Annotated in this window: 21 protein-coding genes; 12 read left to right on the plus strand and 9 right to left on the minus strand. The window is 73.1% G+C overall.

The genetic code is table 11. The annotated features are described in order from the left end of the window. Positions 1 to 47: 47 nt before the first annotated feature. Entirely contained in the window at positions 48 to 1,016 is a 969-nt protein-coding gene (meaB, locus tag EES43_RS21000) for a methylmalonyl Co-A mutase-associated GTPase MeaB (RefSeq protein ID WP_206430094.1), read from the plus strand. Positions 1,017 to 1,077: 61 nt separating this feature from the next. Here the strand turns inward: meaB and EES43_RS21005 are convergent, their stop codons facing one another. Beyond that, positions 1,078 to 1,785 carry a PepSY domain-containing protein gene (locus EES43_RS21005; protein WP_124270138.1) on the minus strand — a complete coding sequence of 236 codons (708 nt, stop codon included), beginning with the start codon at positions 1,783 to 1,785 and terminating at the stop codon, positions 1,078 to 1,080. Between the two features lie 116 nt (positions 1,786 to 1,901). On the opposite strand from EES43_RS21005, the gene EES43_RS21010 reads away from it, so the two are divergent. Together EES43_RS21010 and EES43_RS21015 are read left to right on the plus strand one after the other, a co-directional pair. Continuing rightward, positions 1,902 to 2,564, plus strand: a complete 663-nt coding sequence (locus EES43_RS21010; RefSeq protein ID WP_124270139.1) for a response regulator transcription factor — start codon at positions 1,902 to 1,904, stop codon at positions 2,562 to 2,564. After that, positions 2,561 to 4,009 carry a sensor histidine kinase gene (locus tag EES43_RS21015; protein ID WP_124270140.1) on the plus strand — a complete coding sequence of 483 codons (1,449 nt, stop codon included), beginning with the start codon at positions 2,561 to 2,563 and terminating at the stop codon, positions 4,007 to 4,009. The genes EES43_RS21010 and EES43_RS21015 overlap by 4 nt, the downstream gene beginning before the upstream one ends. A 90-nt stretch (positions 4,010 to 4,099) precedes the next feature. On the opposite strand, the gene EES43_RS21020 is transcribed toward EES43_RS21015, so the two are convergent. The 4 genes from EES43_RS21020 to EES43_RS21035 all read right to left on the minus strand — a co-directional run bounded on the left by EES43_RS21020 (position 4,100) and on the right by EES43_RS21035 (position 6,787). Continuing rightward, entirely contained in the window at positions 4,100 to 4,576 is a 477-nt protein-coding gene (locus EES43_RS21020; protein WP_124270141.1) for a MarR family winged helix-turn-helix transcriptional regulator, read from the minus strand. A gap of 149 nt (positions 4,577 to 4,725) precedes the next feature. Then, entirely contained in the window at positions 4,726 to 5,508 is a 783-nt protein-coding gene (locus EES43_RS21025; RefSeq protein WP_124270142.1) for an AIM24 family protein, read from the minus strand. Continuing rightward, positions 5,505 to 6,155: an AIM24 family protein gene (locus EES43_RS21030; protein ID WP_124270143.1), complete on the minus strand. Its 651-nt coding sequence runs from the start codon at positions 6,153 to 6,155 to the stop codon at positions 5,505 to 5,507. The genes EES43_RS21025 and EES43_RS21030 overlap by 4 nt, the downstream gene beginning before the upstream one ends. Next, complete coding sequence (locus EES43_RS21035) at positions 6,155 to 6,787, minus strand: AIM24 family protein (protein WP_124272088.1); 633 nt, start codon at positions 6,785 to 6,787, stop codon at positions 6,155 to 6,157. The genes EES43_RS21030 and EES43_RS21035 overlap by 1 nt, the downstream gene beginning before the upstream one ends. Before the next feature lie 282 nt (positions 6,788 to 7,069). On the opposite strand from EES43_RS21035, the gene EES43_RS21040 reads away from it, so the two are divergent. The 4 genes from EES43_RS21040 (at position 7,070) to EES43_RS21055 (ending at position 11,655) form a co-directional block, all read left to right on the plus strand. Next, complete coding sequence (locus tag EES43_RS21040) at positions 7,070 to 7,420, plus strand: DUF3817 domain-containing protein (protein WP_124270144.1); 351 nt, start codon at positions 7,070 to 7,072, stop codon at positions 7,418 to 7,420. Beyond that, the gene (locus tag EES43_RS21045) at positions 7,417 to 7,710 is read left to right on the plus strand and encodes an MTH1187 family thiamine-binding protein (protein ID WP_124270145.1); all 294 of its coding nucleotides are present in this window, start codon (positions 7,417 to 7,419) and stop codon (positions 7,708 to 7,710) included. Before EES43_RS21040 ends, EES43_RS21045 begins: the two co-directional genes overlap by 4 nt. A gap of 174 nt (positions 7,711 to 7,884) precedes the next feature. After that, positions 7,885 to 9,696: a glycosyltransferase family 2 protein gene (locus EES43_RS21050; protein ID WP_206430095.1), complete on the plus strand. Its 1,812-nt coding sequence runs from the start codon at positions 7,885 to 7,887 to the stop codon at positions 9,694 to 9,696. A 3-nt stretch (positions 9,697 to 9,699) separates the two neighbouring features. After that, positions 9,700 to 11,655: a radical copper oxidase GlxA gene (locus EES43_RS21055; protein WP_124270147.1), complete on the plus strand. Its 1,956-nt coding sequence runs from the start codon at positions 9,700 to 9,702 to the stop codon at positions 11,653 to 11,655. 21 nt (positions 11,656 to 11,676) lie between these two features. Here the strand turns inward: EES43_RS21055 and EES43_RS21060 are convergent, their stop codons facing one another. Further along, a complete protein-coding gene (locus EES43_RS21060) occupies positions 11,677 to 12,705 on the minus strand; it encodes a glycoside hydrolase family 6 protein (protein WP_124270148.1) in 1,029 nt (342 codons plus the stop codon). 288 nt (positions 12,706 to 12,993) lie between these two features. Here EES43_RS21060 and EES43_RS21065 point away from each other — a divergent pair, with 288 nt between their 5' ends. From EES43_RS21065 to EES43_RS21075, 3 genes are all read left to right on the plus strand, one after another. Continuing rightward, complete coding sequence (locus EES43_RS21065) at positions 12,994 to 13,506, plus strand: MarR family winged helix-turn-helix transcriptional regulator (RefSeq protein ID WP_124270149.1); 513 nt, start codon at positions 12,994 to 12,996, stop codon at positions 13,504 to 13,506. A gap of 48 nt (positions 13,507 to 13,554) precedes the next feature. Then, positions 13,555 to 13,881, plus strand: a complete 327-nt coding sequence (locus EES43_RS21070; protein WP_124270150.1) for a DUF3817 domain-containing protein — start codon at positions 13,555 to 13,557, stop codon at positions 13,879 to 13,881. 79 nt (positions 13,882 to 13,960) lie between these two features. After that, positions 13,961 to 15,661 carry an acyl-CoA mutase large subunit family protein gene (locus EES43_RS21075; protein ID WP_124270151.1) on the plus strand — a complete coding sequence of 567 codons (1,701 nt, stop codon included), beginning with the start codon at positions 13,961 to 13,963 and terminating at the stop codon, positions 15,659 to 15,661. Between the two features lie 73 nt (positions 15,662 to 15,734). Here the strand turns inward: EES43_RS21075 and EES43_RS21080 are convergent, their stop codons facing one another. Then, positions 15,735 to 17,162, minus strand: a complete 1,428-nt coding sequence (locus tag EES43_RS21080; RefSeq protein ID WP_124270152.1) for a sensor histidine kinase — start codon at positions 17,160 to 17,162, stop codon at positions 15,735 to 15,737. Further along, the gene (locus EES43_RS21085; RefSeq protein WP_164493215.1) at positions 17,159 to 17,845 is read right to left on the minus strand and encodes a response regulator transcription factor; all 687 of its coding nucleotides are present in this window, start codon (positions 17,843 to 17,845) and stop codon (positions 17,159 to 17,161) included. Before EES43_RS21085 ends, EES43_RS21080 begins: the two co-directional genes overlap by 4 nt. Before the next feature lie 64 nt (positions 17,846 to 17,909). On the opposite strand from EES43_RS21085, the gene EES43_RS21090 reads away from it, so the two are divergent. Both EES43_RS21090 and EES43_RS21095 read left to right on the plus strand, forming a co-directional pair. Further along, positions 17,910 to 19,079, plus strand: coding sequence for a UDP-N-acetylglucosamine--N-acetylmuramyl-(pentapeptide) pyrophosphoryl-undecaprenol N-acetylglucosamine transferase (locus EES43_RS21090; RefSeq protein ID WP_124270153.1), 1,170 nt, complete (start codon positions 17,910 to 17,912; stop codon positions 19,077 to 19,079). Beyond that, positions 19,076 to 20,080, plus strand: coding sequence for a GDP-mannose 4,6-dehydratase (locus tag EES43_RS21095; RefSeq protein ID WP_124270154.1), 1,005 nt, complete (start codon positions 19,076 to 19,078; stop codon positions 20,078 to 20,080). Before EES43_RS21090 ends, EES43_RS21095 begins: the two co-directional genes overlap by 4 nt. Positions 20,081 to 20,118: 38 nt before the next feature. Here EES43_RS21095 and EES43_RS21100 read toward each other — a convergent pair whose 3' ends face one another. Further along, positions 20,119 to 20,763: a TetR/AcrR family transcriptional regulator gene (locus EES43_RS21100; RefSeq protein WP_124270155.1), complete on the minus strand. Its 645-nt coding sequence runs from the start codon at positions 20,761 to 20,763 to the stop codon at positions 20,119 to 20,121. Positions 20,764 to 20,959 lie beyond the last annotated feature (196 nt).

Consider the following 20,959-nt stretch of genomic DNA (forward strand, 5'->3'; position numbering starts at 1 on the left):
GTACGGGTACGAGGCCCCCGGGCACCGGGGGCGAGGCGAACGGAGCGGTGAACGTGGACGTGGACGTCCCCACGCTGGTCGAGCAGGCGCGAGCAGGCAGGCCGCGCGCGGTGGCCCGGCTGATCTCACTGGTGGAGGGGGCGTCCCCGCACCTGCGCGAGGTGATGGCCGCGCTGGCGCCGCTGGCCGGCCACGCCTACGTGGTGGGGCTGACCGGTTCGCCCGGCGTCGGCAAGTCCACCTCGACCTCGGCGCTGGTCAGCGCCTACCGCCGGGCGGACAAGCGGGTCGGCGTGCTCGCCGTCGACCCGTCCTCGCCGTTCTCCGGCGGGGCGCTGCTCGGCGACCGGGTGCGGATGTCGGACCACGCGTCCGACCCGGGCGTCTACATCCGCTCCATGGCCACCCGCGGCCATCTGGGCGGCCTCGCCTGGTCGGCTCCGCAGGCGATCCGGGTGCTGGACGCGGCGGGCTGCGACGTGATCCTCGTCGAGACGGTCGGGGTCGGCCAGTCCGAGGTGGAGATCGCCTCGCAGGCGGACACCTCCGTCGTGCTGCTCGCCCCCGGCATGGGCGACGGCATCCAGGCGGCCAAGGCCGGAATCCTGGAGATCGGCGACGTGTACGTGGTGAACAAGGCCGACCGGGACGGCGCGGACGCCACCGCCCGCGAGCTGAACCACATGCTGGGCCTGGGGGAGTCCCGCGGGCCCGGCGACTGGCGACCGCCGATCGTGAAGACGGTCGCCGCGCGCGGCCAGGGCACCGACGAGGTGGTCGAGGCCCTGGAGAAGCACCGCGCCTGGATGGAGGAGCACGGCGTCCTGGCCGAGCGGCGCGCCGCCCGCGCCGCCCGCGAGGTGGAGACGATCGCGGTCACCGCGCTCCGCGAGAGGATCGCCGACCTGCGCGGCGACCGCCGGCTGGCGGCCCTGGCCGACCGCATCGTCGCCGGCCGCCTCGACCCGTACGCGGCGGCCGACGAACTGGTCGCGGGGCTCACCGCGGGCGCCTGAGCGCGGGAGGCGCGCCCGGGGCGGTGTGCGGGCCGCCCCGGACGCGGAGTCCGGCCGTGCGTCAGCGGTCGTCGCGGTCGTCGCGGTCGTCGTGCCGGTCGTCCGCACGGTCGTCCCGGTCGTCCCGGTCGTCGTCCCGGTCCGCGGTGACCGCGCCGGTCTGCGCGTCGACCCGCAGCTCGTGCCGGCTGCCGTCCTTGCCCGCGATGTCGACGTCCCAGCGCAGGACGCCGTCCTGGCGGCCGTCGTCGTCATCGTCGTCCAGGTCGATCGACGTGACGCTGCCCGGCGCGCTCTTCAGCGCCGCGTCCCGGGCGTCGTTCAGCGAGACGGCGGCCGAGCGGGGCGCACCGCGGTCCCGGTCGTCGTCGCGGTCGTCGCCGTCGCGGTCGGGCACGACCTCGCCGCTGCCGGCGTCGACGACCACGTCGTGCCAGACCTTGTCGGAGCCGTAGACCTCGAACTTCCAGACGGCACGGCCGCCGTCGTCATCGTCGTCGTCCAGCTCCGCCCCGGTCGCCGTGCCCGGGACGCTCCGCAGCGCGGCGGCCAGCGCCTGGTCGAGCGGCACCCCGGTCCCCGGGGCGACCGCGGCCGAGTCCTTCACCGCCCGGTCCTCGCCGCCGGAGACCCGCGCCGGCACGTCGGCGCTCGCGCTCCTGGCGGACGTACGGTCCCTGTCGTCACCCGCGAAGGCCACGGTGGAGGCGGCCGTGCCGCCGATGAGGACGGCCGCGGTCACGGTGGCGATGGTGATGTTGCGCTTCATGGGGTTCCTCCCGAGGGCGGTTGCTGTTCGACGGGATCCACACTGCCGGGGCGTTGCTGAACGCAGCCTGAAGCCGCCTGAAGGCGTCTTCAGGTGGAGTTTGGGACGCTGTGCGCATGCGCCTGTTGATCGTGGAGGACGAGAAGCGACTCGCGGTGTCCCTCGCCCGGGGACTGACCGCCGAGGGCTTCGCCGTGGACGTCGTGCACGACGGCCTGGAAGGGCTGCACCGGGCGGGCGAGGGCGGCTACGACCTGGTGGTCCTCGACATCATGCTGCCCGGCATGAACGGCTACCGGGTCTGCGCCGCGCTGCGGGCGGCCGGGCACGAGGTGCCCATCCTCATGCTGACCGCCAAGGACGGGGAGTACGACGAGGCCGAGGGGCTCGACACCGGCGCCGACGACTACCTGACGAAGCCCTTCAGCTACGTCGTCCTCGTCGCCCGCGTCCGCGCCCTGCTGCGCCGCCGCGGATCGGGCACCGGCGCGCCCGTCCTGCACGTCGGCGGCCTGCGCGTCGACACCGCCGCCCGCCGGGTGCACCGGGGCGAGGAGGAGTACGCGCTGACCGCCAAGGAGTTCGCGGTGCTGGAACAGCTCGCCCTGCGCGCGGGCGAGGTGGTCAGCAAGGCCGACATCCTGGAGCACGTCTGGGACTTCGCCTACGACGGCGACCCGAACATCGTCGAGGTCTACATCTCCACCCTGCGCCGCAAGCTCGGCGCGGCCACCATCCGCACGGTGCGCGGCGCCGGCTACCGGCTGGAGGCCCTGTGAGGTCCGTACGGGCCCAGGCCACCCTCGGCGCCACGCTCGTCGTCGCCGTCGCCCTGGCGGCGGCCGGGATCGCCCTGCTCCTCGTCCTGCGCGCCAACCTGATCGGCCAGGCCGACCTCCAGGCCGAGGTGGCGGCGCGCGAGGTGGCCGGGCAGCTCGCGCTGGACACCCCGTACGACGCGCTGGACCTGGACGACGAGGAGGACCACCCGGTCCAGGTGACCGACGAGGAGGGCCGGGTGGTGGCCGTCTCCCCGGGCCTGACGGCGATCACCGGCGCGGGTGCGCCGGGCGTCACCCCGGTCCCGTCGGCCTCGGCGGGCGCGACCGCGCCGCCGGGCGACGACGATGACGGGGACGGGGACGGTCAGGACGACGGCGGCCGGCCCGGCCGGGGAGAGGTCGCGGGCGACGATCCGGAGATCTCCGAGGGCTCCGCCACCGTCGACGGCCGGAAGGCCGACTACCGGTTCGCCGCCGTCGAGGCCACCACGTCCACCGGGGTGACGCTGACCGTGTACGCGGGCGCGCCCCTCACCGACGAGCGGGAGACGGTGAACACGGTGCGCGGCGCCATGCTGGCCGGGCTGCTGCCGATGCTGGCCGTCGTCGCCGGGGTGACCTGGCTGGTGACCCGGCGCGCGCTGCGGCCGGTGGAGGGCATCCGCAGCGAGATGGCGGCGATCACCGCGTCGGAGGATCTGGCCCGCCGGGTGCCGGAACCCGCCTCGCGCGACGAGATCGCCCGGCTGGCCCGGACGACGAACGAGACGCTGACGGTCCTGGAGGCGTCCGTGGAGCGGCAGCGGCGGTTCGTCGCGGACGCCTCGCACGAGCTGCGCAGCCCGATCGCCTCGCTCCGCACCCAGTTGGAGGTGGCGGCCGCCCACCCGGAGCTGCTGGACGTGCCGGGCGCGGTCGCCGACACCGTACGGCTCCAGGTGCTGGCGGCGGACCTGCTGCTGCTGGCCCGGCTGGACGCCGGGGAGAAGCCGCAGAGCACGGTGCTGGAGCTGGGCGCGCTGGTCCGCGAGGAGGTCTCCCAGCGGACCGGCGACCGGATCGCGGTGGCGGTCCGGGCACCCGAGGACGCGGCGTTCGAGGTCAGCGGATCGCGCGGGCAGCTGGCCCGGGTGATCGGCAACCTGCTGGACAACGCCGAGCGGCACGCCGAGAGCCTGGTCGCCGTCTCCATCGCGGCGGAGGCCGGCGGTGTGTGCGTGGAGGTCCGCGACGACGGCGCGGGCGTCCCGGAGGACGAGCGCGAACGGATCTTCGAGCGGTTCGTCCGGCTCGACGACGCCCGGAGCAGGGACGACGGCGGCGCGGGTCTCGGCCTCGCCATCGCCCGGGACGTGGCGTCCCGCCACGGCGGGACGCTGACGGTGCACCGGGCGACGGAGGGCGGCGCGGCCTTCCGGCTGTGGCTGCCCCGGTCCGGCTGACCGGCGACCCGCACCGCTGGCCTCTACCGCCGAGCCGTACCGCCGACCGTTCCGGCCCGGCGGGCGGGACCGGCCCGCCCGCCGCGCGTCCTACAGCTTGCCGCGCCTGCCGCGCAGGTGCTCGGCGATCGGGGTGAGGGCCGCGTGCAGCTCGGTCAGCGCCTCCGGCGACAGCAGGTCCATGAAGTGCCTGCGCACCGACTCGACGTGGTGCGGGGCGACCTCGCGCATGGTCTCCGAGCCCAGCTCGGTCAGGACCGCGTACAGCCCCCGGCGGTCGGACTCGCAGTTGATGCGCCGGACCAGGCCGGCCGTCTCCATGCGGGTGATCTGGTGCGAGAGCCGGCTCTTGGACTGCAGGGTGGCGGCGGCGAGGTCGCTCATCCGCATCCGCTGGTCGTCCGACTCGGAGAGGTTGACCAGGATCTCGTAGTCGTTCATGGTCAGGCCGAACGGCTGGAGGTCCTTCTCCAGTTGGTGCGTCAGCAGCCTGCTGACGTCCAGGTGGGTGCGCCAGGCGGACTGCTCCGTGTCGCTCAGCCAGCGGGTGGCCGTCTCGGTCTCCATATATGGATTCTACCTAAGAAGTTGAAAGCCGGACGAAAGTAAGAGGTGTGACGACCGGCACCCCCGGCATGCCGGTGATCCGGCCGACCCGGTTCCGGGGGCCGACAGTTGGGCGCAGGCGTTCGACGTCACACTCCGCAGACTACCGCTCACCAACCGAAGCGGCGCTGGAGGTCCCCCAGCTGGCCGGGCATGCGGGGGACGGATCCGTGTTGACCTCCGCCGCCCGGGACGCCCGCGGCACCCGGAACACCCGGCTCGTTCGGCACGGCGCCCGTAGCCTGCTCCGCCATCAGCGTCTCGGACGACTGGAGGAGCACGGTGCCCGCACCCACGAACTCGAACTGGTGCTCCTCGCCCGACGTCCCGCCGATCCCGGTCAGCGACCGCAGACCGCCCATCACGCCGGTCAGATAGCCGTGGTCGTAGTGGTGGCACGGCGAGGGGCAGTCGGCCCAGCCCACCAGGGCCTGCGGGTCGACCCGCAGCGGCGGCTCCATGAAGACGACCGGCCCGTTCGAGGCGGCCACGAACTTCCCCGTGCCGATCAGCGTCACGAACCCCGGCACGATCGACTGCTTCAGCGCCAGCGACGGCTCGTACGCCAGCAGGTTCCCGGACCGGACCGTCAGGTTGCCGTCCTCCAGATCGAAGGAGTTCACGTCGAAGGCCCGGTCCGCGAGCAGCATCTTGCCGCTGCCCTCGGCGACCACCCAGTCGCTCGCGTGCAGCGGAGAGTGGAAGCTCGTGCGCAGCAGGCGCTCGAACCGGCCGTGCCCGATGCCGTCGAACGCGATCTGCCCGTAGTAGGCGATCATCTTGCCCTTCTGCAGGAACCACCGGCTCCCCTTGAGCTCCACGCAGAAGGTGTAGGGATTCACGTTGTCGTCCGACGGCAGCGTCGTCGGATCGAAGATCACGGGCGTGCTCACAGCTTCTCCTCAGACGCCTGGACGTACACCGCGCCGCTGCCGCTCAGCTCCAGCTGGAACGCCTCGCCGGCGCCGCGCCCCACCATGTCCCGCCAGCCGAGCGCGGTGGAGAGGCGGTTGCGTACGTCGCCGTGGTGGGCGACGTACGCCTGCGGGTCCACGTGCACCTCCCGGCCCGGCACGATCGGCAGCTCGATCACCCCGCCGTGCGCCATCACCGCGACCGCGCCGTGCCCCTGGAGCGTCGTGGTGAACAGCCCCTGGCCGGTCACCTGGCCGCGCACCATGCCCATCACCCCGCCCTGCGAACCCATGAACATCGTGCCCTGCCGCAGCGTCCCGTCGAAGGCCAGCAGCCGGTCCGCCTCCACGTACAGGGTGTCGCCGGCCAGTTCGATCACCTGGACATGGTGGCCGCCGTGGCCGAACAGCACCGTGCCCGAGCCCTCGACCGTCATCAGCGGCGTCGCCTCGCCGGCCACCCGGCGGCCGATCATCGAGGCGAGACCGCCCTGGCCGCCCTGGACGTTCGGGGTGAAGGACACCTCGCCCCGGTACGCCAGCATCGCGCCGCGCTGGCTGTACAGCTTCTGGCCCGGAGCCACCGCGGCCTCGACCATCTTGGAGTTGATCTCCCGGAACGGCATCAGACGTCGCCCCCCACCGTCACGCGCTCGCTCGGCTGCACGTAGACCAGGCCGTCGCCCTCGAAGCGGATCTGGAACGCCTCGCCCGAGCCCTCGCCCATCAGCGTGCGGAGGTTCACCCCGGCCTGGAAGTGCTGCTGGAGGTCTCCCTGGTGGGCGACGTACGCGCCCGGGTCGACCGTCAGCGGGTAGCGCGGGGAGACCCGCAGGAGCACCGCCGGGCCGTCCGACATGATCGCCGCCTGCCCGGAGCCCTCGACGGTCGTGGTGAACAGCCCGTTGCCGCTCGCCCCGCCGCGCAGGCCGGTGAACGCGGTGCCCGTGCGCAGTCCGGCGTCGGCGGCCAGCAGATTGCTCGCCTCCACGTACAGTCTCTCGCCGTGCAGGGAGACCAGGTTGATCTCGGTCGCCCGGTCGGCGAAATAGCAGGTGCCCTGCCCGGAGACCTCCATCACCGTCATCTGCTCTCCGGTCAGCCGGCGGGTCACCATCCCGCGGACCCCCTCACCGCCGCCGGACAGCTTCTTGAAGCTCATCCGGCCGTCGTACGCGACCATCGAGCCGTTCTTCGCCTTGACCGCGTCGCCCGTCAGATCGACGGCGAGCGTCTTGCTGCCCTGCAGCCGGAACATCGCCACGCACCGAAGGTAGCCGCCCGCCCCCCGCTCCGGCCAGGGCCCCCGGCACTCCGGCCGCCCCGGGCCGCCCTCCCGTGCCGCGCCCGCGGGAGGCCGCCGGGAGGCCGCCGGACCGCCACCCGGAAGCCGCCGGACCGGCCCTGATATACGCCGATACGTGCTCCGCCGGGCCGGACAACCCCCGATGCCGGGCGGAGTGCGGCGCGATGCCACAATGGGGGCCCGCTTGTGCCTGCGTTCACAAGCCGTCACGACCCTCCCACCGAAGGTGCCCCTGTGGACATCAAGACCGCTTCCGCCCTGCACCGGCTGCGCCTCATCTCGATTCCCGAGGCGCTGTCCTTCCCGGCCCTGATCCTCTTCGGCTCGGTGCTCAGCCGGGTCTCGGACATCGACTTCCTGATGATGCCGCTCGGCCTCATCCACGGTGTGCTCTTCGTGATCTACGCCGTGCTGCTGCTCGACGTGTGGATCAAGGCCAAGTGGCCGGTGGGGCGCGTCGCGCTGTTCTTCCTGCTCTCCCTGCTGCCGTTCGGCGGCCTCTACGGGGACAAGCTCCTCAAGCGCTACGAGGCCGACCACGTCATCGCCGCCCGCGCGCGCCGCGAAGGCACGGTCAGCGCATGATCGTCGCCTTCTCGGTATCCCCGCTGGGCGTCGGCGAGGACGTCGGCTCGTATGTCGCCGACGCCGTGCGGGTCGTCCGCGAGTCGGGTCTGCCCAACCGCACCGACGCGATGTTCACCTCCGTGGAGGGGGAGTGGGACGAGGTCATGGACGTCGTCAAGCGCGCCGTGGCCGCCGTCGAGGCCCGCGCCGGACGCGTCTCGCTGGTGCTGAAGGCCGACATCCGGCCCGGCGTCACCGACGGTCTGACCTCGAAGGTCGAGACGGTGGAACGCCACCTCGCCGGCTGACGTCCCGTCGGCCGCCCACCGCCCTCCCGTTCACCCGAAGAGCCCCCGGAGCCACACGGCCGGGGGCTCTTCGCGCGCCGGACCGAAAACCGCTCACTCGGACCTGCCAAGTCGACACGCCGTCGCGCGTCCCTTTCTGTGGGGGTATCAACCCGTTCGACAGTGGGAGGCACGGTGCGGTCGCAGGGCTACGACTACGACCACTACAGCCGGCTCGCGGGTCCGCTCACGGAGCCGGACCCGACGGGATACCGCGTGCGGTACAAGAGCCTGCTCGCGACGGAGGACCACCGAATAAGGGCCGTCCTGCTGATGACGCTGGCCCCGGTGGTCACCGGCCTGCTCCTGCTCTACCTGGTCTGGCCCACGCACTGGACCGAGCGGGAGAACGGCGAGCGCTGGCTGGTCGCCGCGGACACCGTCATGCTGCTGTCGATCGGACTGATCGAGCTGTTCATGCTCGTCAACGTCGTCTCCGTGGCGCACGCCACGCTGGTCGCCCGCGACCCGGTGCCCGTCACGCCCGAACCGGGCACCCGCGTCGCCTTCCTCACCACGTACGTACCGGGCAAGGAACCGCTCTCCATGGTGCGGGCCACGCTCCAGGGGGCGGTACGCCTCACGCACCCCGGCCCGCTGGACGTCTGGCTGCTCGACGAGGGCGACGACCCGGCCGCCCGGATGCTCTGCGCCGAACTGGGCGTGCACCACTTCACCCGTCGCGGGGTCCCCGAGTGGAACCGCGAGCGGGGCGTCCACAAGGCGCGGACGAAGCACGGGAACTACAACGCGTGGGTCGCCCTGCACAGCGGCGCCTACGACTTCTTCGCCTCGGTCGACACCGACCACGTGCCGCTGCCCAACTTCCTGGAACGGATGATGGGCTACTTCCGCGACCCGGACGTCGCCTTCGTCGTCGGGCCGCAGGTCTACGGGAACTACGACTGCGCCGTCACCAAGGCCGCCGAGTCCCAGCAGTTCCTCTTCCACGCGCTGATCCAGCGCGCGGGCAACCGCTACGGCGCCCCGATGTTCGTCGGCACCAACAACGTCGTACGGGTCAGCGCCCTGCTCCAGGCCGGCGGGCTGTACGACTCGATCACCGAGGACATGGCGACCGGTTTCGAGATCCACCGCCGCCGCAACCCGCTCACCGGACGCTACTGGCGCTCGGTCTACACGCCCGACGTGCTGGCCGTCGGCGAGGGGCCCGCCTCCTGGACGGACTTCTTCACCCAGCAGCTGCGCTGGTCGCGGGGCACCTACGAGACGCTGTTCCGGCAGTACGGCAAGGCGCTCTTCCGGGTGCCGCCCGGCCGGCTCCTCAGCTACACGCTGATGCTCGTCTACTACCCGATGACCGCCGTCAACTGGCTGCTCGGCGTCCTCAGCTGCGTGCTGTTCCTCTGGCTCGGCGCGTCCGGCACGCAGGTCGCCGCCTCGCTGTGGCTGATGCTCTACAGCGACGCCGCAGCCCTCCAGATCGGCCTCTACCTCTGGAACCGGCGGCACAACGTCTCGCCGCACGAACCCGAGGGCTCCGGCGGCCTGGCGGGCATGGCCATGTCCGCGCTGTCCGCGCCGATCTACCTGAGGTCGCTCGGCTCGGCGGTGCTGCGCACCGAGGGCCGCTTCGTCGTCACGCCCAAGGGCGGCGAGACGTCCCCGGACCGGCCGGCCACCTTCCGCGTCCACCTGTTCTGGGCCGCGGTCCTGTCCGCCTCGCTCGCCGCGTCCGTCTTCCTCGGCCACACCCACGCGGCGATGCGGACCTGGTCGCTGCTGGCCCTGGCCATCTCGCTGTCCCCGGTCGCCGTGTGGGCCTGGACCGTGCGGCGGGACCGGCGCGCCGAGGCCCGGCCCGCCGAGGCGGCGCCCGCCCCGGTGGAGCCGCTGACCGAGTCGTCGTTCGCCGGGTCCGCCCCGACGGCCGAGGCGGCCACCGCCACCGCGACCACCGCCACCGCCACCGCAGGAGGGAACTGAGCCATGGCCTACCGGCCCTCGAAGAAGACCAGGAAGACACTCCTGGGCGGCGGCGCGGTGTTACTGCTCGTGGGGCTGAACGCCCCCGCGGCGGTCTCGTTCGCCGAGGACCAGTACCACGCGTACCGGATCGCCCAGCCGGAGTACAAGGCGCGCTACGGCTCGTGGGCGCGCGTCGACATCCCGCAGGAGTACCGGACCAACGCCATCCACGCCGCGCTGCTGCACACCGGCAAGGTGCTGATCGTGGCGGGCTCCGGCAACGACGAGAAGCACTTCGACGCGGGCACCTTCGACACCGTGCTGTGGGACCCGGCCGAGAACACCTTCCGCAAGATCCCCACGCCCGAGGACTTCTTCTGCGGCGGCCACGCCCAACTCCCGGACGGCCGCCTGCTGGTGGCGGGCGGCACGGCCCGCTACGAGGTGCTGGACGACAGGGTCGAGCGGGCCGGCGGCGGCATGCGGGTCAAGAACGAGAACCCGGACAAGCCGCTGAAGCTGAGGAAGGGCACGGTCTTCCGCTCGCCCTCCGGCGTCGAGTACGTCTCGAAGTTCGACGTGACCGTGCCCAGGGCGAAGCGGGAGTTCGAGGTCGACTACTTCGAGAGCGGCCGGATGAAGCCGTGGAAGACCAAGGTGACCGCCGCCGAGCAGCGCGTCTTCGTGGAGGCGGTGAAGGAGGGCCCCGAGGCGGTGGCCGCGGAGGCCGCCCAGTACGAGATCGTCGGGCTGACGGGCCGGAAGGCGGACGACTCCTACGGGCTGGCCGAGAAGATCACCATGGACAAGCAGGACTTCCAGGGGATCAGGGCCGCCTACGAGTTCGACCCGACGGCGGAGAAGTACATCCGGGTCGACCCGATGAAGGAGGCCCGCTGGTACCCCACGCTCGTCGGCCTGGAGGACGGCCGGGTGCTGGCCGTCTCCGGCCTGGACGACGTCGGCGCGATCCTCGCGGGCGACAACGAGATCTACGACCCCAAGACCAAGAAGTGGTCCAAGGGGCCCTTCCACTACTTCCCGACCTATCCCGCGCTCTTCCTGACCAAGGGCGGCAAGCTCTTCTACCCGGGCGCGAACGCCGGGTACGGCCCGGCCGACAAGGGCCGCGAACCGGGGATCTGGGACCTGAGGAAGAACACCTTCAGCAAGGTCCCCGGACTGACCGACACCGACGAGACGGAGACGGCGGCCTCGCTGCTGCTGCCGCCGGTGCAGGACCAGCGCGTGATGATCCTCGGCGGCGGCGGGGTCGGCGAGTCCAAGAAGTCCACCGCCCGCACCGCCATCGTGGACCTCAAGGAGGACAGCCCCGTCTTCCGGCCCGGCCCCGACCTGCCGCAGGGCACGCGCTACCTGAACAGCGTGATCATGCCGGACGACACGGTCTTCACCAGCGGGGGTTCGAGGGACTACCGGGGGCGCGGCGACAGCAACATCCTCAAGGCGCAGTCCTACGACCCGCGCGCGGACGTCTTCACGGAGGCGGCCGAGCCGACCGTCGGCCGCAACTACCACTCCGAGGCGCTGCTGCTGCCCGACGGGCGGGTGGCGACCTTCGGCTCCGACTCGCTGTACGGGGACAAGGACAACACCAAGCTCGGCAAGTTCGAGCAGCGCATGGAGGTCTACACCCCGCCCGCCCTGCACCGGGCCGGGGGGAAGCGGCCGGTCATCGGCGCGGGGCCGACGGACATCGCGCGCGGGAAGACGGTGACCTACCGCGGCACCGGGGCGGACAAGGTCGTCAAGGCCCGGCTGATGAGGCCGAGCGCCGTCACGCACACCACCGACGTGGAGCAGCGTTCCATCGAGCTGGGCCTGAAGAAGGGCCGGGGCGCGGTGAGCCTGACCGTGCCGGACGATCCGACGCTGGTCCCGCCCGGCTGGTACATGCTCTTCCTCACCGACGACGACGCGGTGCCGTCCGAGGCGAAGTGGGTCAAGGTCGGCTGACCGGCCCGGGGCGGCGCGCGATCAGGAAGCCGCGCGCCGGGCCAGTCCGAGCGCGTACTGCGGCCACCAGGTGCCGGCCGTCGGCCCGCCCCGGCAGGTGCCGTCGGACTCGCCGGGCCGCTTGATCCACAGGTAGGCGTCCAGCCGCGGGTCACCGGTGTCGGTGGTCGGCGGGGTGCCGAGCGCCCGCCCCGGCGGGTTGCACCAGGACTCGGCCCCGTTGCCGGGCAGCGGGCCCTTGCCGTTGCGGCTGGTGTCGATGACGTAGTGCGCGCCGTTCAGGGCGTCGGAGAGGACCGTGCCGTACGTCCTGACGCTGTCGGCCCGCTGGAAGTTGGACACGTTCAGCGAGAAGCCGTCGGCCCGCCCGACGCCGGCCCGGCGCAGCGGCTCGGCGATCTTGGTCGGCTCGTCGATCCAGTCCGGATTGCCGGCATCGAGGTAGACCGTGGTGTTCGCGCCGGCCTTGAGCGTGTCCACCGCCTCGGAGAGCAGCTGGTAGCGCTCGGCGTGGTGCTCGGGCGGGGTGCAGCCGTCGACGAGGTGCGCTACGGCGTCGGGCTCCAGCACGACCGTCGCCGGGGCGTTGCCGATCGCGTCGGCGAACCGGCCGATCCAGGACCGGTAGGCGGCGGCGTCGGTCGCGCCGCCCGCCGAGTAGGCCCCGCAGTCGCGGTGCGGGATGTTGTACGCGACGAGCAGCAGGCGCTTGTCGGTGCGTGCGGCGGCCCGCGCGGCGGCCCGGATCTCCGGGGCCGGTTCGTCCCAGGCGGGCCAGTGCGCCACCGGGTGGTCGGCGATCCGCCGCAGGATCTTCGCGTCCGCCGCGCGACCCTGCTTCTCCCAGGCGCGCACCTGGCGGGCGGCGTCGCTCTGCGGGTCCACCCAGAACGGAGAGGCCGCGCTCGGCGCCGCCTCGCCGCGCACGAGGTCCCGCCCGGCGGCGGCGGTGCGCCGGGGTTCGGCCGGGGAGGAGCAGCCGACCGCGACGGCGGCGGTCAGGGCGAGGGCGACGGCGGTGAGTACGGGGAAGGTTCTGCGGCCGGACATCCAGCCCCCTCGGACGACGGTGGCTCACGGACACGGGATACCGGAACCGGGCGCGGAGCCCCGGCCGGGGAAACGCCAGCAATCGTGACATACCGGTCACCGAGAGTGGTGGTGCGACACTGTCCGCGACTCCGGGAGCGGTGGGTGCGCGCGGGCGGACGCGTTGCTCCGGGGCGGCCCGGCGGCCCGTGTCGCCGGAGCCTCGCGGGGCCGCCCCCGGACGGATGTCCGATACCGAAGTGCGAGACGGGGCGGACCGGGATACGGCCGGTCGGTAAGGTCGTGGCCGTGCCGAAGCCGCTCAGCCTTCCCTTCGATCCCATCGCCCGCGCCGAGGAGCTCTGGCATCGGCGCTGGGGCCCCGTGCCGTCGATGGGGGCGATCACCTCGATCATGCGGGCCCAGCAGATCCTGCTCTCCGAGGTCGACGCCGTCGTCAAGCCGTACGGCCTGACGTTCGCCCGGTACGAGGCGCTGGTGCTGCTCACCTTCTCCAAGGCGGGCGAGCTGCCGATGTCCAAGATCGGCGAGCGGCTGATGGTGCACCCGACCTCCGTCACCAACACCGTGGACCGGCTGGTGCGGTCCGGGCTGGTGAGCAAGCGCCCCAACCCCAACGACGGCCGCGGCACGCTCGCCTCCATCACCGGCAAGGGCCGCGAGGTGGTCGAGGCCGCCACCGCCGACCTGGTCGCGATGGACTTCGGGCTCGGGGTGTACGACGCCGAGGAGTGCGCCGAGATCTTCGCCATGCTCCGGCCGCTGCGGGTGGCGGCCCGGGACTTCGACGACGCCGGCTGAGGCGGCCCGCCCGAAGATCGCCCCCCGCGCCCGGTTAGGCTCGGCGGCATGAAACAAACCGTGCTCACCCGGTACCGGGTGATGGCCTACGTCACGGCCGTCTGGCTGCTCGTGTTCACCGCGGCGATCATCGCGAAGTACGGGTTCCAGACCGGCGACACCATGCTGATCTCGCAGATCCACGGCGTGCTGTTCATCGTCTACGTCGTCTTCGCCTTCGATCTCGGCTCCAAGGCGAAGTGGCCGTTCGGCAAGCTCCTGTGGGTGCTGGCCGCGGGCTGCATCCCGTTCGCCTCGTTCTTCGTCGAGCCGAAGGTCAGCCGCGAGGCCCGCGCTCTGGTCACCGACCGGGCCCCGGTCGCCGCGAAGGTCTGACCTGCGACAACCGCCCCGCGCGAAGCGCCGGGCGGTTTGCCATCGACATTTACTAGGACGTCCTAGTAAATTCGAGGGTATGGACGCTCACGCGATCGAGGAAGGCCGCCTCCGCTGGCAGGCCCGTTACGACAAGGCCCGCAAGCGCGACGCGGACTTCACCACGCTCTCCGGGGACCCGGTGGAGCCCGCGTACGGGCCCCGCCCCGGTGACACGTACGAGGGATTCGAGCGGATCGGCTGGCCCGGCGAGTACCCGTTCACCCGCGGGCTGCACCCCACCGGCTACCGGGGGCGCACCTGGACCATCCGCCAGTTCGCCGGCTTCGGCAACGCCGAGCAGACGAACGAGCGCTACAAGATGATCCTGGCCGCGGGCGGCGGCGGCCTCAGCGTCGCCTTCGACATGCCGACGCTGATGGGCCGCGACTCCGACGACCCGCGCTCCCTCGGCGAGGTCGGGCACTGCGGGGTGGCCATCGACTCCGCCGCCGACATGGAGGTCCTGTTCGGGGACATCCCGCTCGGCGACGTCACCACCTCCATGACGATCAGCGGCCCCGCCGTCCCCGTCTTCTGCATGTACCTGGTCGCCGCCGAGCGCCAGGGCGTCGACCCGGGCGTCCTCAACGGCACGCTCCAGACCGACATCTTCAAGGAGTACATCGCGCAGAAGGAGTGGCTCTTCCAGCCCGAGCCGCACCTGCGCCTCATCGGCGACCTGATGGAGCACTGCGCCCGCGACATCCCCGCCTACAAGCCGCTCTCCGTCTCCGGCTACCACATCCGCGAGGCCGGCGCGACGGCCGCGCAGGAGCTGGCGTACACGCTCGCCGACGGCTTCGGCTACGTCGAGCTGGGTCTCTCCCGGGGCCTGGACGTCGACACCTTCGCCCCCGGCCTCTCCTTCTTCTTCGACGCCCACCTCGACTTCTTCGAGGAGATCGCCAAGTTCCGCGCCGCCCGCCGCATCTGGGCCCGCTGGATGAAGGAGACGTACGGCGCGAAGACCGACAAGGCGCAGTGGCTGCGCTTCCACACCCAGACCGCCGGGGTCTCGCTCACCGCGCAGCAGCCCTACAACAACGTGGTGCGCACCGCCGTCGAGGCCCTTTCCGCCGTCCTCGGCGGCACCAACTCGCTGCACACCAACGCCCTCGACGAGACCCTGGCCCTGCCCTCCGAGCAGGCGGCCGAGATCGCGCTGCGCACCCAGCAGGTGCTGATGGAGGAGACCGGCGTCGCCAACGTGGCCGACCCGCTGGGCGGCTCCTGGTACGTCGAGCAGCTCACCGACCGGATCGAGGCCGAGGCCGAGAAGATCTTCGACCAGATCAAGGAGCGCGGCACCCGCGCCCACCCCGACGGGCAGCACCCCATCGGCCCGATGACCTCCGGCATCCTGCGGGGCATCGAGGACGGCTGGTTCACCGGCGAGATCGCCGAGTCCGCCTTCCAGTACCAGCAGGCGCTGGAGAAGGGCGACAAGCGGGTCGTCGGCGTCAACGTCCACCACGGCTCGGTCACCGGCGACCTGGAGATCCTGCGGGTCAGCCACGAGGTCGAGCGCGACCAGGTCAGCCAGCTCGCCGACCGCAAGGCCGGCCGGGACGACGCGAAGGTCACCGCCGCCCTGGCCGCCATGCTCGCCGCCGCCCGCGACGGCTCGAACATGATCGCGCCCATGCTGGACGCGGTCCGGGCCGAGGCGACGCTCGGCGAGATCTGCGGAGTGCTCCGCGAGGAGTGGGGCACCTACACCGAGCCGCCCGGCTTCTGAGACCCGGCGAGGGCCCGTCACCGCCCGACGGGCCCTCGCCGTCAGCCGCCGGCCGCGTCAGCGAGCCGCACCCTCAGCGGGCCGCCCCGCCACCGCCCCCCGGCCCCGACGCCGCGAACGCCAGGGTGAACACCGCCCCGCCGCCCGGGGCCGCCCGCGCGGTCAGCTCCGCGCCGTGGGCGCGGGCGATCTGCCGGGCCATCGCCAGACCCAGCCCCGAACCGGGCAGCGCCCGCGCCGCCTCGGCCCGGTAGAAGCGGTCGAAGACGTACGGCAGGTCCTGTGCGGCGATCCCCGGCCCGTGGTCCCGTACCGACACCTCCAGGCCCTCCCCGTACGCCGTCACGGACACCTCCACCGGGGCTCCGGGCGGGCTGAACTTCGCCGCGTTGTCCAGCAGGTTCGTCAGCAGCCGGGCCAGCCGCGCCGGCACGCCGGGCCTGCTCGCGTCCGCCGCCCCGGGCCCCGTCTCCAGGACGAACCGGGTCCCCGGCCAGTGGCCGCGCGCCGTGCCCACCGCGTGCTCCGCCAGTTCCGCGATCCGGACCTCCTCCAGCAGCGGCAGCGGCTCCTCGTCCCGGGCCAGCTCGATCAGGTCGTTCACCATCCCCGTCACCTCCCGGATCTGCCGCCCCAGCGCCCCCGACGCCCGCTCCCGCTGGGCGGGCGTCAGCCGGTCCGCGCGGGCCAGCAGCTCCGCGTTGGTGCGCAGCGCCGTCAACGGCGTCCGCAGCTCGTGCGAGGCGTCCGCCACCAGCCGGCGCTGCGCGCTCACCGACTGCTCCAGCTCGCCCAGCATCGTGTTGAAACTGGCCGCCAGCCGCGTCACCTCGTCCTGCCGCCCCGGCCGCCCCGGCGGCAGCTCGATCCGGTGGCGCGGGTCCCGGGTCGCCGCGATCCGCTCGGCGGTCGAGGTCAGCCGGGCCACCGGGGCCAGGCCCGTGCGCGAGACCGCGTAACCGAGCACCCCCGCCAGCAGCACCCCCGCCCCGCCGACCGCGGCGAGCAGCACCGCCGCCTGCCGCACGCCCCGCTCCACCGGGTCCGCGCGCAGCGCCACCTGGAGCGCCCGCCCGTCCCCGAACCGGGTCGTCAGCATCCGCAGCGGCTGCCCGAACCGGGTGACGTTGCTGAAGTAGGGGGCCCGCGTCCCCGCCGCCACCTCGCGCACCGGGCCTTCGACCGGCAGCAGATAGGGCCCGTCCGGATCCGCGCCCGGATCGGCCGGGACGACCTGCGCGCAGGCGGGCGCGGACAGGTAGCGGCACTCGCCCGCCAGCACCTGCGGACCGCCGCCCCGGTGCTCCTGGACCACCCGGGTCGCCGACTGCGTGAGGGAGAGGTCCAACTGGTGCAGCAGCTCGTAGCGGATCACGAAGAACGCCGCCGCGCACACCCCGACCGCGACCAGCGCCACCGCCGCCGAGGCCGCCAGCGCCAGCCGCGTCCGCAGCGGACGCCTGCGCCGCCACCGGGCCCCCAGCCGGCGCACCCCGCTCACGCCACGTCCAGCCGGTAGCCGAGCCCGTGCACGGTGTGCACCAGCCTCGGCTCGCCGCCCGCCTCCAGCTTGCGGCGCAGGTATCCCACGTACACCGCGAGCGAGTTGGAGTCCGGCCCGAAGTCCTGCCCCCAGACCCGCTCCAGGATCAGCGCCCGGGGCAGCACCTGGCCCGGATGCTCCAGCAGCAGCTCCAGCAGCGCCGCCTCCGTACGGCTGAACTCCAGCCGGCGGCCGTCGCGCCGACCGGTGCGGGCCACCGGATCGAGCGTCAGACCGGCGAAGGACAGCTCCCTGTCCGGCGCGGGCGGAGCGGCCCGCCGCAGCAGCGCCCGGACGCGCGCCACGAGCTCGTCGAGGGCGAAGGGCTTCACGAGGTAGTCATCGGCCCCGGCCTCCAGCCCGTCCACCCGCTCACTGACCGAGGAGAGCGCGGTGAGGACCAGCACCGGCGTACGGTCCTGGATCGCGCGCAGCCTCCGGCACACCGCCAGCCCGTCCAGGACCGGCATCATCACATCCAGGACGAGCGCGTCCGGCTGCCAGGACGCCACCGCCGACAGCGCCGCCAGGCCGTCGCCGACGCCCCGCACCTCGTACCCCTCGACGCTCAGCCCGTCCTCGACGGCCGCCCGTACTTCCGGCTCGTCGTCCGCCACCAGGATCCTGCTCGCACTCCGCATACCCCGAAGACTGCCAAAGCGGAGTCTTAGAACCCTCTTAGGCCGCCCGCCGAGAGTGGCGGCCATGCGCACACCACTCTCCGTCGTGATCGGTGCGGGCGGCACCGGCGGCCACATCTACCCCGGGCTCGCCCTCGCCGAGGCCCTGCGCCGCGCCGACCCCGACGCGGTCGTCTCCTTCGTCGGCACCGAACGCGGCCTGGAGACGACGCTGATCCCGGCGGCCGGATACCGGCTGCACACCGTCGACATGATCCCCTTCGACCCCGCGCTCGGCGCGAAGCGCTTCCTGCTCCCGGCCGCCCTGCTCCGCTCCGGGGCCCAGGCCCGCTCGATCCTGCGCACCCAGAAGGCCCAGGTCGTCGTCGGCATGGGCGGCTACCCGAGCGCCCCGGCCGTCCTCGGCGCGAGGATGGCCGGACTGCCCAGCGTGATCCACGAGTCCAACGCGGTGCCCGGCCGGGCCAACCAGTTCGCCGCCCGGCTCACCGAACACCTCACCGTCGCCTTCGACGGCAGCCGCGCCCACCTGTCCGGCGGCGAGCGGGCGCAGACCGTCGGCATGCCGATCGCCGCGTCCCTGGCGGCCCTGGACCGGACCGCGCTGCGCGGCGAGGCCCGGCGGGCCTTCTCGGTACCCGACGGGGCGCGCGTCGTCCTCTTCAACGGCGGCAGCCTCGGCGCGGCCCGGCTGACCGCCGCCGCCGTCGGCCTCGCAGCCCGCTGGCGGGACCGCACCGACGTCCACCTCCTCGTCAAGACGGGTCCGGCGGCGCTCGCGGAGACCCGCCGGAAGCTCGCCGACGCGGGCGCGGGGCCGGTCGCACAGGCCGTGCCCTACCTCGACCGGATGGACCTCGCCTACGCGGTGGCCGACCTGGTGGTCTGCCGGGCCGGTTCCGCGACGATCGCGGAACTCGCCACCACCGGGACGCCCGCCGTCCTCGTGCCCTACCCGCACGCTCCCGGCGACCACCAGACCCACAACGCCCGGGTGCTCTCCGACGTGGGCGCCGCCCACCTCGTACCCGACGCGGAGACGACGGCGGGCCGCTTGGCCGCCCTCGTCGACCCGCTGCTCGCCGACCCCGCCCGGCTCGCCGCCATGGGCCGGGCCGCCGACCCCGGCAACCACGCCCGCGCCGCCGACCTGCTCGCCGCGACCGTCGTCCGCCTCGCCGCCGGTTCCGCCCGCCCCGTACGCCCCGCCGACACCAGGGAGTTCACCTCATGACCGACACCATCGACTGGACCGGCCGCACCGTCCTCGTCACCGGAGCCGAGGGCTTCATCGGCTCCACGCTCGTGGACCTGCTCGTCGAACGCGGCGCGCGCGTACGGGCGTTCGTCCACTACAAGCCGTACGCCGAGAAGGGGCACCTGGCCCGCTACCTCGACGACCCGCACGGCCCGGTCGAGATGATCGCCGGGGACGTCGGCGACGCGGGCCGGGTGATGGACGCCGTCGCGGGCTGCGACACCGTCTTCCACCTCGCCGCGCTCATCGGCATCCCGTACAGCTACGACGCGCCGGGCGCGTACGTCCGCACGAACGTGGTGGGCACCGAGAACATCGCCGAGGCGTGCCGCCGGCACAGCGTCCGGCGACTCCTGCACACCTCCACCAGCGAGGTCTACGGGAGCGCCCTGACGGCCCCGATCGGCGAGGACCACCCGCTCCAGCCGCAGTCCCCGTACTCCGCGTCCAAGATCGGCGCGGACATGATGGCGCTGTCCCACTGGCACGCCTTCGAGCTGCCCGTGACGGTGGTCAGGCCGTTCAACACCTACGGTCCGCGCCAGTCGGCCCGCGCCGTGATCCCGACGATCCTGGCCCAACTGCACTCCGGCGCACGGGAGATCCGCCTCGGTTCGCTGGCCCCCACCCGCGACTTCACGTACGTCACGGACACCGCCGCCGGATTCCTGGCGCTCGCCGGCTGCGACCGGGCGCTGGGGGAGAGCGTCAACCTCGGTACCGGCCGGGAGATATCGATCGGGGACCTCGCGCAGGCGCTCGTCACCGCCTCCGGCCGCGAAGCGGAGGTGGTCGTCGACCCGGCCCGCCTGCGGCCCTCCGGCAGCGAGGTGCACCGCCTGCTCTCCGACAACACCCGGGCCCGGGAGTGGGCCGGCTGGCGGCCCGAAGTCACCCTGGAGGAGGGGCTGGAGCGGACGTCGGCCTGGGTGGCAGGGCATCTGCACCTCTTCGCGCCGGGGCGCTACCAGGTGTGAGGCGGGGGCGCGAGAGAGGGAACGGCGTCCCGGGGTCCTCAGATCCCGGGACGCCGTTCCCTCGCCGCCGGCCCCAGCCCCGACAGCAGCAGCAGGGTGAACCGCCGGGCCCAGTCGGTGTCGACGGGCTCGGCGCTCACCAGCATGCGGTGCACCACCGCACCCGCGATCACGTCGAAGATCAGGTCGGCGGTACGCTCCGCGGCCATCGCGTCCGACTCGACCGGCAGTTCGCCGCGCCGCTGCGCGCGCCGCCGCCCTTCGAGGACCAGCCGCTTCTGCCGGTCCACGATCGAGTCCCGGATCCGGATGCGCAGCGAGTCGTCCCGGGTGGACTCCGCGACGACCGCCATCAGCGCCGTACGGGCCTCCGGCCGCTCCAGCAGCGCGGCGAACTGGAGCACCACGCCCTGCACGTCGGCGGCCAGGCTGCCCCGGTCGGGCAGCTCCAGTTCGTCGAAGAGGACCGCCACCGCGTCCACGACCAGCTCGTTCTTGCCCGCCCAGCGCCGGTAGAGCGTCGTCTTGGCGACCCCGGCGCGGTTCGCCACGTCCCCCATGGTCAGCTTCGACCAGCCGAGATCGACCAGCGAGGCCCGCGTCGCCTCCAGGATCGCGGCATCGGCAGCGGTGCTGCGCGGACGCCCTGGTCGGGTGGCCCGTGGGTCGTCGTGGCTGAGCATGCGGTGACCATACCGGCCAGTAGGGAAGCCGGGACGGCCCCGGTCTCCGTGAGACAGATCACCCGGACGCCCTGTTCCGGAGGGCCGGTCGACAGTTACGCTACGGGTCGTAGCGTAAGGAAGAGCGGTCAGGCCGCCCCGCACGCCACGAACGAGCGACAACAGCCACAGGCGCCGGGTGGGGACCCGGAGCCGC

It is taken from the genome of Streptomyces sp. ADI96-02 (assembly GCF_003846185.1).
Classification (GTDB): domain Bacteria; phylum Actinomycetota; class Actinomycetes; order Streptomycetales; family Streptomycetaceae; genus Streptomyces.

Bases quoted from the DNA above. Each gene is read 5' to 3' on its own strand.
- EES43_RS21005 (WP_124270138.1), bottom strand. From the start codon at position 1,785: ATGAAGCGCAACATCACCATCGCCACCGTGACCGCGGCCGTCCTCATC.
- EES43_RS21010 (WP_124270139.1), top strand. From the start codon at position 1,902: ATGCGCCTGTTGATCGTGGAGGACGAGAAGCGACTCGCGGTGTCCCTC.
- EES43_RS21020 (WP_124270141.1), bottom strand. From the start codon at position 4,576: ATGGAGACCGAGACGGCCACCCGCTGGCTGAGCGACACGGAGCAGTCC.
- EES43_RS21030 (WP_124270143.1), bottom strand. From the start codon at position 6,155: ATGCCGTTCCGGGAGATCAACTCCAAGATGGTCGAGGCCGCGGTGGCT.
- EES43_RS21035 (WP_124272088.1), bottom strand. From the start codon at position 6,787: ATGTTCCGGCTGCAGGGCAGCAAGACGCTCGCCGTCGATCTGACGGGC.
- EES43_RS21045 (WP_124270145.1), top strand. From the start codon at position 7,417: ATGATCGTCGCCTTCTCGGTATCCCCGCTGGGCGTCGGCGAGGACGTC.
- EES43_RS21055 (WP_124270147.1), top strand. From the start codon at position 9,700: ATGGCCTACCGGCCCTCGAAGAAGACCAGGAAGACACTCCTGGGCGGC.
- EES43_RS21060 (WP_124270148.1), bottom strand. From the start codon at position 12,705: ATGTCCGGCCGCAGAACCTTCCCCGTACTCACCGCCGTCGCCCTCGCC.
- EES43_RS21070 (WP_124270150.1), top strand. From the start codon at position 13,555: ATGAAACAAACCGTGCTCACCCGGTACCGGGTGATGGCCTACGTCACG.
- EES43_RS21075 (WP_124270151.1), top strand. From the start codon at position 13,961: ATGGACGCTCACGCGATCGAGGAAGGCCGCCTCCGCTGGCAGGCCCGT.
- EES43_RS21085 (WP_164493215.1), bottom strand. From the start codon at position 17,845: ATGCGGAGTGCGAGCAGGATCCTGGTGGCGGACGACGAGCCGGAAGTA.
- EES43_RS21090 (WP_124270153.1), top strand. From the start codon at position 17,910: ATGCGCACACCACTCTCCGTCGTGATCGGTGCGGGCGGCACCGGCGGC.
- EES43_RS21095 (WP_124270154.1), top strand. From the start codon at position 19,076: ATGACCGACACCATCGACTGGACCGGCCGCACCGTCCTCGTCACCGGA.
- EES43_RS21100 (WP_124270155.1), bottom strand. From the start codon at position 20,763: ATGCTCAGCCACGACGACCCACGGGCCACCCGACCAGGGCGTCCGCGC.